This is a genomic window from Mesorhizobium sp. M7A.F.Ca.CA.002.04.1.1 (genome assembly GCF_004022805.1).
GTDB lineage: Bacteria > Pseudomonadota > Alphaproteobacteria > Rhizobiales > Rhizobiaceae > Mesorhizobium > Mesorhizobium ciceri.
Window position 1 is genome coordinate 1 of sequence record NZ_RZPL01000145.1, and the last position, 9,784, is coordinate 9,784.

Annotated in this window: 9 protein-coding genes; 3 read left to right on the forward strand and 6 right to left on the reverse strand. The window is 61.2% G+C overall.

Translation table 11 applies throughout. The features are described from left to right. From ENZ75_RS10395 to ENZ75_RS10405, 3 genes are all read right to left on the reverse strand, one after another. On the reverse strand, positions 1–192 hold a 192-nt coding region (locus ENZ75_RS10395; RefSeq protein ID WP_128278082.1), incomplete at its 3' end, for an ATP-binding cassette domain-containing protein. A 27-nt stretch (positions 193–219) separates the two neighbouring features. Next, a complete protein-coding gene (gene sufB / locus ENZ75_RS10400; protein ID WP_013532161.1) occupies positions 220–1,737 on the reverse strand; it encodes a Fe-S cluster assembly protein SufB in 1,518 nt (505 codons plus the stop codon). Between the two features lie 242 nt (positions 1,738–1,979). Further along, on the reverse strand, positions 1,980–3,143 hold the full coding sequence (locus ENZ75_RS10405) for a cysteine desulfurase family protein (protein WP_063167808.1): 1,164 nt from the start codon (positions 3,141–3,143) through the stop codon (positions 1,980–1,982). A gap of 236 nt (positions 3,144–3,379) precedes the next feature. On the opposite strand from ENZ75_RS10405, the gene ENZ75_RS10410 reads away from it, so the two are divergent. Further along, complete coding sequence (locus tag ENZ75_RS10410) at positions 3,380–4,054, forward strand: alpha/beta hydrolase (protein ID WP_013532163.1); 675 nt, start codon at positions 3,380–3,382, stop codon at positions 4,052–4,054. Positions 4,055–4,075: 21 nt separating this feature from the next. Beyond that, positions 4,076–4,726: an FMN-binding negative transcriptional regulator gene (locus ENZ75_RS10415; protein WP_063167807.1), complete on the forward strand. Its 651-nt coding sequence runs from the start codon at positions 4,076–4,078 to the stop codon at positions 4,724–4,726. Positions 4,727–4,975: 249 nt separating this feature from the next. Here ENZ75_RS10415 and ENZ75_RS10420 read toward each other — a convergent pair whose 3' ends face one another. The 3 genes from ENZ75_RS10420 to ENZ75_RS10430 form a co-directional block, all read right to left on the reverse strand. Beyond that, entirely contained in the window at positions 4,976–6,076 is a 1,101-nt protein-coding gene (locus tag ENZ75_RS10420) for an SEL1-like repeat protein (protein WP_164887779.1), read from the reverse strand. Between the two features lie 67 nt (positions 6,077–6,143). Further along, positions 6,144–6,899, reverse strand: coding sequence for a phosphatase PAP2 family protein (locus tag ENZ75_RS10425; RefSeq protein ID WP_245481144.1), 756 nt, complete (start codon positions 6,897–6,899; stop codon positions 6,144–6,146). A 126-nt stretch (positions 6,900–7,025) separates the two neighbouring features. Further along, positions 7,026–8,669 carry a glycosyltransferase family 39 protein gene (locus ENZ75_RS10430; RefSeq protein WP_063167804.1) on the reverse strand — a complete coding sequence of 548 codons (1,644 nt, stop codon included), beginning with the start codon at positions 8,667–8,669 and terminating at the stop codon, positions 7,026–7,028. A 285-nt stretch (positions 8,670–8,954) separates the two neighbouring features. On the opposite strand from ENZ75_RS10430, the gene tyrS reads away from it, so the two are divergent. Beyond that, on the forward strand, positions 8,955–9,784 hold an 830-nt coding region (tyrS, locus tag ENZ75_RS10435), incomplete at its 3' end, for a tyrosine--tRNA ligase (RefSeq protein WP_128278086.1).

A 9,784-nucleotide genomic window follows, 5' to 3' on the forward strand; every position in this document is an offset into this window, starting at 1 on the left:
GTAGAGGATGTCGCCCTCGGTCACCTCATAGTCCTCGCGACCGGCGAGGATGTAGGACAGCGTCGATTTGCCCGAGCCGTTCGGCCCCATGATCGCGGCAACCTCGCCGGCTTTCACCGTCAGGTTCAGACCGCGGATGATTTCGGTGCCGTCATCGACGATGCGGGCGTGCAGGTTTCTGATTTCAAGCATTTTTTCGTTTCCTGAATATCTGTCCGGTCAGCCGACCGAGCCCTCAAGCGAGATACCGATCAGCTTCTGCGCCTCGACAGCGAATTCCATCGGCAGTTGCTGGATGACGTCCTTGACGAAGCCGTTGACGATCAGCGCGATCGCCTCCTCTTCAGGGATACCGCGCTGCATGACGTAGAATTTCTGGTCCTCGGAAATCTTCGACGTGGTCGCTTCGTGCTCGAACTGCGCCGTCGAATTCTTGGCTTCCATGTAGGGCACGGTGTGCGCGCCGCACTGGTCGCCGATCAGCAGGGAATCGCAGTTGGTGAAGTTGCGGGCGTTGGTCGCCTTGCGGTGCGCCGAGACCTGGCCGCGATAGGTGTTCTGCGAGAAGCCGGCGGCGATGCCTTTGGAGATGATGCGGCTCGACGTGTTCTTGCCGAGGTGGATCATCTTGGTGCCGCTGTCGACCTGCTGATAACCGTTCGAGACAGCGATCGAATAGAACTCGCCCGAGGAATCGTCGCCGCGCAGGATGCAGCTCGGATATTTCCAGGTGATCGCCGAGCCGGTCTCGACCTGCGTCCACGAGATCTTCGAGCGATCGCCACGGCAGTCGCCGCGCTTGGTGACGAAATTGTAGATGCCACCCTTGCCCTCGGCGTCTCCGGGATACCAGTTCTGCACCGTCGAATATTTGATCTCGGCATCGTCGAGCGCCACCAGTTCGACGACGGCGGCATGCAGCTGGTTCTCATCGCGCTGCGGCGCCGTGCAGCCTTCGAGATAGGAGACGTAAGCCCCCTCCTCGGCGATGATCAGCGTGCGCTCGAACTGGCCGGTGTTCTTCTCGTTCATGCGGAAATAGGTCGACAGCTCCATCGGGCAGCGCACGCCCTTGGGCACGAAGACGAACGAGCCGTCGGTGAACACGGCCGAATTCAGCGTGGCGTAATAATTGTCGGAGGTCGGCACAACCGAGCCGAGATACTTCTTCACCAGTTCGGGATGCTCGCGGATGGCTTCCGAGATCGAGCAGAAGATGACGCCGGCCTGCGCCAGCTCCTTCTTGAAGGTGGTGACGACGGAAACGGAATCGAACACGGCGTCGACGGCGACGCGGCCCGATTTGTAGACATTGTCGCTGACTTCCTCGAGTTCCGAGGCGTCGGTCTTCTGCACGCCGGCGAGGATTTCCTGCTCGCGCAGCGGAATACCGAGCTTCTCGTAGACCTTCAAGAGTTCGGGATCGACATCGCTGAGCGAGGTCGGGCCGGGCGTGCTCTTGGGCGCCGCGTAGAAGTAGATGTCCTGGAAATCGATCTTGGGATAGTGGACGCGCGCCCAGGTCGGCTCGTCAAGCGTCAGCCAACGGCGATAGGCTTCCAGACGCCATTCCAGCATCCAGGACGGTTCGTCCTTCTTGGCCGAAATGAAACGGATAATGTCTTCGCTGAGGCCTTTGGGGGCCTTATCCATCGCGATTTCGGTCTGGAATCCATATTTATATTGGTCGACGTCGATCTTTCGGACCCGATCGATCGTGTCCTGCACAGCAGGCATATGCGTTCTCCATCCACGCCGGGGTCAAGGCCCGACAGTTTTCAAACTATGGCACCGCCAAAACGAACCCCAAAAAGGCGCTTGCGGCAGCGTAAGTTTCATATAGTGCGCTTCGACCGGAAATTCACCCGGCCAGCATGAAACGCACGGCTCTACCAGGCCGAATGGCCCAAATCATTTTCGTCAAGCATCGGATTTTCCCGAAAATCGCTACGCGCTTTTCGGTCCGATGCCCCAACCGCTCACGCGGCTTTTTCTCTATCCGCCCGACGCGCGGCGATTCCCGTCAGCGCAACGCGAAACAACTCGATGTCTTCCGCGCCCGTCGCCGGACCGATCGACACGCGCAAGGCGCCAAGGCTGTCACCGTATCCCATGGCTTTCAGCACATGGCTCGGTCCGACCTTGCCGGACGAACAGGCAGAGCCGGCCGACAGCGCTACGCCGGCCAGGTCGAAGGCGATCTGCGCGGTTTCGGCTTTGACGCCCGCAATAGCGAAGAATGCCGTATTGGCAAGCCTTGGCGCACCGGTTCCGAAGATTTCCGCGTCCGGCACCAGCGTTTTCACGATGGCCTCGATCTCGTCGCGGCGCCGGCGCACCGCATCTATGGCCGGCAATCCGGCCAGGGCCTCGCGGGCGGCCGCGCCAAAACCGGCAATGGCAGCGAGGTTTTCAGTCCCGCCGCGATGGCCCTTTTCCTGACCGCCGCCATTGATCAACGGCTTCGGCATCATCAGATCCGAAGCCGCGACGATGGCGCCGACGCCCTTGGGACCACCGATCTTGTGCGAGGACAGAATCAGATAATCGGCGTAACCCGCTGATAGATCGATCGAAACACGCCCGGCGGCCTGCACGGCGTCGACCATGAGGATGCCGCCCGCCGCCTTGACGATCCCGGCGATGCGATCGATCGGCTGGATGACGCCGGTCTCGTTGTTGGCGGCGTGGATGGCAACCAGCGGCAGGCCTTCGCTCTTGTCATGACCACTGAGCGCTGCCGCCAAAGCGTCGAGATCGGCGATACCGTTGGCGTCGACGCCGATCCGGTTTACCTGCACTGCCGGGAAATGTCCGCCGTTCAACAGGCAGGGATGATCGGCCTCCGACACGTAAAGCCGGCTCATGCGCACCGTGCCGCGCCCCATCTGCCAGTCGGGTGACAGCAGCGTCGAGGCTGCTTCCGTGGCACCGGAGGTGAACACGACGTGCTCGGGCTTGGCGTTGACGAGCGCCGCCACGTCACGCCTTGCGGTCTCGATCAGACGGCGGGCCGCCCGCCCCTCGGCGTGAACCGATGACGGATTGGCGGCGACATCGAGCGCCGCGACCATAGCTTCGCGGGCCGCGGCAAGCAGCGGCGCACTGGCATTGTAGTCGAGATAGGCGCGTTTTGCGGCCATTTTCGTCCGTCAAGTCCCGTCAGAAGCCATTCCGCCGTCGTATGGCGTTATTTCCTTGAAATTCCAAGGCGAGCCGTCCTATTTACGCGGCTTGCGGCGCGGGTGGCCGGGCTCGATGTCTTGCCACTCAGTTTTGAACAATTCTAAACTAGCTTCTAAGAAGACGCTCGCCCTGCGTCAAGGCCAGAGGAAACGTTCCAGGCACCGCGCATTCGTATTACCTAGTGGAGTATTTTATGCCTGAGGTCATTTTCACCGGTCCTGCCGGCCGCCTGGAGGGTCGCTACCAGCCTTCCAAGGAAAAGAGCGCGCCGATTGCCATCGTCCTGCACCCGCACCCGCAATTCGGCGGCACGATGAACAACAAGATCGTCTACGACCTCTTCTACATGTTCCAGAAGCGGGACTTCACCACGCTTCGCTTCAATTTCCGCGGCATCGGCCGCAGTCAGGGCGAATTCGACCACGGCACCGGCGAGTTGTCGGACGCTGCCGCGGCGCTGGATTGGGTGCAGTCGCTGCATCCCGATTCCAAGAGCTGCTGGGTCGCCGGCTACTCGTTCGGATCCTGGATCGGCATGCAGCTTCTGATGCGCCGGCCCGAGATCGAAGGCTTCATCTCGATCGCGCCGCAGCCCAACACCTATGATTTCTCGTTCCTGGCGCCCTGCCCGTCATCGGGCCTGATCATCCATGGCGATGCCGACAAGGTGGCGCCGCCGAAGGATGTGCAGGGCCTGGTCGACAAGCTGCACACGCAGAAGGGCATCACCATCACCCAAAAGACGTTGCCCGGCGCCAACCATTTCTTCTCCAACGATGCCGACCTGCTGCTCGAGGAATGCGCCGACTATCTCGACCGCCGGCTGGCCGGCGAATTGTCGGATCCGCGGCCGAAGCGGCTGAGATAAGCAAAGAAAGCAGGGACGGCGATGTACGAACCTCCTCATTTCAGGGAAACGCGGCCGGAAATCCTGCACGGGCTGATCCGGACGCATCCGCTGGGCCTGTTGATTTCCAACGGACCCGATGGGCCGGTCGCCAACGCCATCCCGTTCCTGCTCGACGCGGAAATCGGGCCGAACGGCAGGCTGCGCGCCCATCTGGCGCGGGCCAACCCGCAATGGCGCCTGTTGGCCGACAATCCGGCGTCAACCGTACTGATCGTCTTCCAGGGCAGCGATGCCTATGTGACGCCGTCCTGGTACGAGACCAAGCGCGAGACCGGCAAGGTGGTGCCGACCTGGAATTATGCCATCGTGCAGGTTCGCGGCACCGTCAAGGTGATGGATGATCAGGACTGGCTGGCGCAGCAGATCGCCGATCTGACCGTCTCCCAGGAAGGCGCCCGCGCCGCGCCCTGGGCGGTGACCGATGCGCCGGAGCCCTTCATCCAGTCGCAGATCAAGGGCATTATCGGGCTGGAAATCGAGATCAGCGAAATCCACGGCAAGTGGAAGGTCAGCCAGAACCGGCCGGTCGCCGATCGCGTCGGCGTTGCGCAAGGGCTCGAACACGAGGACCACCGGTCGCCCGACATGGCCGGATTGGTCAGATCCTATGGCGGCCTGGACGGCGTCTAGCTGAATTGGCGGAATGTAGCTTGGAGGTTGGTCATGACGACCAAGCGGGAATTTCAGAGCGACGCCTTTGAGGACCATAGCGCGGTCAGTGACATGGTTCGCGCTGGGACGATCAATAAGCAGACACTACGGTCTTTTGAGGTCTGTCGGTCCGGCCCATCACCGTTCGCGAAGGAAATTAAGGCGCGCCAATGAGCACTGATGAAGCCGAGCCTTGGTGAAGCCCAGCCCGGCCAAATAGAAATCGGGTCATTGCCCTGTAAAAACCTTATCTTTATTAAAATATTTGTCTATGTTGTAAATTGCATGAGCATTACCTTGTGCGGCGACCCTTTTAAACCAATCATGAGCCACCTCTCGCTCGGACGGCACTCCAAGACCTTTAAGATAGGCTACTCCAAGAGTGTTTTGTGCTTCCGCGTTTCCTTGGTCCGCCGCCTTTGTCGTCCACTCGATCGCTTGCATGAAATCCTGCGGCAGTCCGTAGAATCCGCCGCCATAACTCTGGCCCAACTGTTCCTGAGCCGCAGCATTCCCGTTTGCTGCCGCTTTCTTCAGCCATTTCACGGCAGTGTCTTGGTTGGCGGTTACACCATGCCCAGTAAGGTACATGGCGGACAGCATCGTTTGTGCATACGCTGAGCCCTGCTCCGCGGCCAATAGGTACCATCTGGCCGCTTCAGAATAGCTCTGCGTTACGCCGTTCCCCTCGAAATACATGGCAGCAAGAGCCGCTTGAGAGTCCGCAAATCCACTCTCGGCGGAGAACGCAATCGACTTCAGCGCCTGTACCTTGTCGACTTCAATTCTCAGATTTGGCGGTGAACTGGGAGTTCCGCGTCCTGTCAAAAGCAATAGGCCAAGATTGTGATTGGCCAACACGTCGCCATGTTCCGCAGCCCGCCTGAACCACGCGATGGCTTCGGTGTAGTTCGTGGCGGTGAGTGTCCCCTCTAGGAAATTCACTCCCAAATTATATTCTGCGCGGCTGTAACCGCGCTCTGCGGCCTTCCTTGTCCAAAACAGAGATTTCTGCCGATCGAGTGTTACTCCTCGACCGGTTCCATAAAGATTGCCCAACCAAGTCTCCGCGTCGGGGTGCCCTTTCTCGGCCGCTTTTTGGAACCATTCGAAAGCCTTGACGAAATCCGCTTTAACTCCGAGTCCCAGCAGAAAAACGACGCCAAGCCGGTTCTGCGCGTCGGCCGACCCCGTTAGCGCAGCCGCCTGCAATTCCTGCAGGGTCATATGGTCGACCTGGACTTGCCCCTCCTTCGTGTCAACGAAGGGCGAGGCGTTCGCCATCTCTCCGCCAGCAACAAATGCCGCCAGCAGCGCTCCTACCACCATTCGCGATCGTCGTACCATTGTCCCGCCTTGCCGTCCGGTTATCGCAACGACTTTCCTACCCATGGCATCATCGGCCCGTCAAATTCCTTCTCGGCCCAATCAGCCAAAACGTCTTCTTGCGGACCGGCAAGCCCGAAGGCATCGGCCGGAAGATGAAGCCGAGCCGGGCAAAGACCAGCCCGCAGGCAAGCGCGAAACCGCAGCCAAGGCCGAAGCCGGCGACGGTGTCGCTGGGATAGTGCGCGCCAACGAAGATACGGGTCGAGGCGATGCAGGCGGTGATCGCCAGGGCGATGTACCAGCGCCGCGGAAACAACAGCAAAGCGACCCCGAACACCGCGCCCATTGTCGTACCATGGCCGGACGGAAAGCCGGCGAAGCGCGCATCGAAAGCGAAGGGGTGCAGGGTCAGCACGCCAAAGTCCTCGTAATAGAGCGGGCGAGCCCGGCCAATGGCATATTTCAGCACATTGACGGCGATCCCCGACAGGCCGGTGGCGCACAGCACCAGAAAAGCCAGGCAGGTCCAGTTGTAGAGGAGCATCAGCGAGCGCCGCGACAGGCTTCGCCAATCCGTCAGGTTCGCGGCGACAAGCAGAAGCACTGAGGGAATGATATACCAGCCTCCCAGGCCGAACTGGGTGAAAAAGTCGGCAGTCCGGGCAAATCCCGCCGACCACTTGCCGTGAAGCATTCCGGCCGGAGTGTCGAGACGAACAAACGCCGACGCCGTCAGCAAGACCCAGACCAGCACCCAGACCGACCACAAAATATTCGGGTATCTGGCCGGCCGGGTGGCAAGGCGGCTTTTGGCGATCTGCATCGTATCGCGAAAGTTGTCGAGCGACCGGCGCCCTATGCCAAGGAGCAGGCTCGAAACGGGCGGGCGTGATTTCACCAGCATAGGAAATTCGACCCCATTGTTGCCGTCATGGGCATCGGCGAGCCGTCACTGGCTTACACGATAGAGGCCGAGCGACAGTTTGTCTCCCGACGAATAGTTGAGGCCATCGACCTCGGCAACGCGGCTCGCCGACTTGCCTTGCGCCTCCAACAGGCCATTCAGCTTCTGCTCGTCGCCGATTTGTGCCAGCGCCAGCGCGCAGGCCGGATCGCCGAGCAGATGCTTGGCGACGCCATCGACATCGGTCAGGACGGTCTTGGTGCCGACCAGGAACACCAGGCTCGGCTCGTGATATTCCGCTGAGGCGAGCACCGTGGTGTCGCAAGGCCTGTTGGCCTGGACTGCCGCCTCGATCGCCGGGCTCAGCCAGATCGGCTTCAGCGAAGGCGCGATGACGCCGAACAACAGCCCATAGGTAATGCCGGCGCAAACCGCGATGGCGCCGATGCGGGAGAGCGGCACTTGCAGCTGTCGCGAAAAAGCGAAATACCCTGCCGCCAGCGCCGCCGCGGCGGCCGGGATGCTCCACCAGGAAAAGGAGCCGGTGAGATAGATCGGCGCTCCGACGCAGACCGCCGCCAGGCCAAGGCTGACCACGACAAGACCGAATGCGGTCGACCACCACAACCAGTCCTGCCAGCGCCTGAGCGGCGCATTGGCCTCCTGCGGCGACAATGTCAGCAGCCAGCCAATCAGCAGCGCCATGCCGGGATAGGCCGGCAGGACATAGTGCGGCAGCTTGGTCGGGATCAGCTCGAACACCAGCCAGAACGGAATATACCAGGCGAGGCAGAAACGCAGCCGGGGATCGTCGCGCAGACGGTTGAGGGCCTGGAGCCCGGCGCCGACCGCGATCAGGCCGAACGGCCACATGAACAAGGAATAGGTCAGCATGTAGAAACCGGGCGGCAGGCCGTGCGATTCCTCGCCCGAGGCGACCTTGGCCATCATGTCCTTGCCGACGGCATCGCTGAGAAAGGTGCCGCCGCTCTTCCAGGTGATGAGGGCAACCCAGGGCAACACGATGAGCGCCACCAGAGCGACACCGCGCACGAGCTTCAGCTTCAGGAGCCAGCGCCAGTCGCGCTCGAAGGCAAACAGGGCGGCGACCGTGAGCAACGACAACAGCGGAGCCACCGGCCCCTTGATAAGAATTCCAAGGCCTTGAGCGGCCCAGAAAATCCACGGCAGATGGGCGGCTACCGGTTCGTTGCGGCGCGCTGCCAGATAGATCTGGGCGAGCGCGCCTTGCGCCGCCACGCAGCAGGCCAGCAGCATGGCGTCGGTCTTGGCGTCACGGCCCTCGAAGGCGGTGGCGAAGATCGCCGCCATCATCAGGCCGGCGGCGAGACCGGCATTGGCCCCGAACAGCTTGGTGCCCGTCCAGGCGATGCCGACGACGGCCAAGGCAATGCCAAGCATGGAGACGAGGCGGTAGACCCAGATCGGCGCCGCCGCCCCCTCGCCGCTCAGCGCCACGGCCGCCGATTGCAGCCAGTAGATGCCGATCGGCTTCTTGTAGCGCGAGGCATCCTGAAAACGGATGTCGACATAGTCGGAGGTTTCGACCATCTGCTTGGTAGCCTGGACAAAACGGGATTCGTCGCGGTCGATGGGTGGAAGGCTCGCCAGTCCACTGAACGTCATCAGCACGCTGAACAGAAAGAGAAAGAGATAGTTCCTGTTCATCGCGGAGCTTTCCGGATCTGATCTGCGGGATGGCCCCGTCGCGGCGCCTCAGGCCCTGCCCTGCGCGGCGCCTCAATACGCCAGCCCAAACGACGAAGCAAGGATTCGCAACGCCATCCGCGCGGGCTGCAAACCGGAAACCACTTTTGCTGATCGCTGGACCTTTGTCTGGCGCGATCAGTCGCAAAACCGGAAACCACTTTTGCTGATCGCGCTTGGATGCTAAACGCCCGCGTTCATGCACGCCTGAGCCACAGCGGCCGGACGCTTTCGGGAATAGAAAAAATGCCTGCCTTCAAATCGGATTTCCTGCGCACGATGAGCGAGCGCGGTTTCATCCACCAGACTTCGGATGATGCCGGTCTCGACAATATCTTCGCCAAGGAGACGGTGACAGCCTATATCGGCTTCGACGCGACCGCCAAGAGCCTGCACGCCGGCTCGCTGATCCAGATCATGATGCTGCACTGGCTGCAGCAGACCGGTCACCGGCCGATCGCGCTGATGGGCGGCGGCACCTCGATGATCGGCGACCCGTCGTTCAAGGATGAGGCGCGCAAGCTTTTGACCCCGCAGGACATCGAAGACAATCTTGCCGGTATCCGCCGCAACTTCATGCCCTACCTCAAATTCGGCAGCGGTCCCAACGACGCCATCATGGTCAACAACGCCGATTGGCTGATGGAGATCAACTACGTCAATTTCCTGCGCGATGTCGGTCGTCACTTTTCGGTCAACCGCATGCTGGCCTTCGATTCCGTCAAGCTGCGGCTCGATCGCGAGCAGTCGCTGTCGTTCCTCGAATTCAACTACATGATCCTGCAGGCCTATGATTTCGTCGAGCTCTACAAGCGTCTCGGCTGCCGCCTGCAGATGGGCGGCTCCGACCAGTGGGGCAACATCATCAACGGCATCGATCTCGGCCGCCGCACGGAGGACGCGCAGCTCTATGCACTGACCACGCCGCTGCTCACCACCTCGTCGGGCGCCAAGATGGGCAAGTCGGCGTCGGGCGCGGTCTGGCTCGACGCGGAGATGCTGAGCCCCTACGAATTCTGGCAGTACTGGCGCAACACCGAGGATGCCGACGTCGCCCGCTTCCTGAAGCTCTACAC

Excerpts from the sequence above, each read along its gene's own strand:
- sufB (WP_013532161.1), bottom strand. The coding sequence starts at position 1,737 with ATGCCTGCTGTGCAGGACACGATCGATCGGGTCCGAAAGATCGACGTC.
- ENZ75_RS10405 (WP_063167808.1), bottom strand. The coding sequence starts at position 3,143 with ATGGCCGCAAAACGCGCCTATCTCGACTACAATGCCAGTGCGCCGCTG.
- ENZ75_RS10410 (WP_013532163.1), top strand. The coding sequence starts at position 3,380 with ATGCCTGAGGTCATTTTCACCGGTCCTGCCGGCCGCCTGGAGGGTCGC.
- ENZ75_RS10415 (WP_063167807.1), top strand. The coding sequence starts at position 4,076 with ATGTACGAACCTCCTCATTTCAGGGAAACGCGGCCGGAAATCCTGCAC.
- ENZ75_RS10420 (WP_164887779.1), bottom strand. The coding sequence starts at position 6,076 with ATGGTGGTAGGAGCGCTGCTGGCGGCATTTGTTGCTGGCGGAGAGATG.
- ENZ75_RS10425 (WP_245481144.1), bottom strand. The coding sequence starts at position 6,899 with ATGCAGATCGCCAAAAGCCGCCTTGCCACCCGGCCGGCCAGATACCCG.
- ENZ75_RS10430 (WP_063167804.1), bottom strand. The coding sequence starts at position 8,669 with ATGAACAGGAACTATCTCTTTCTCTTTCTGTTCAGCGTGCTGATGACG.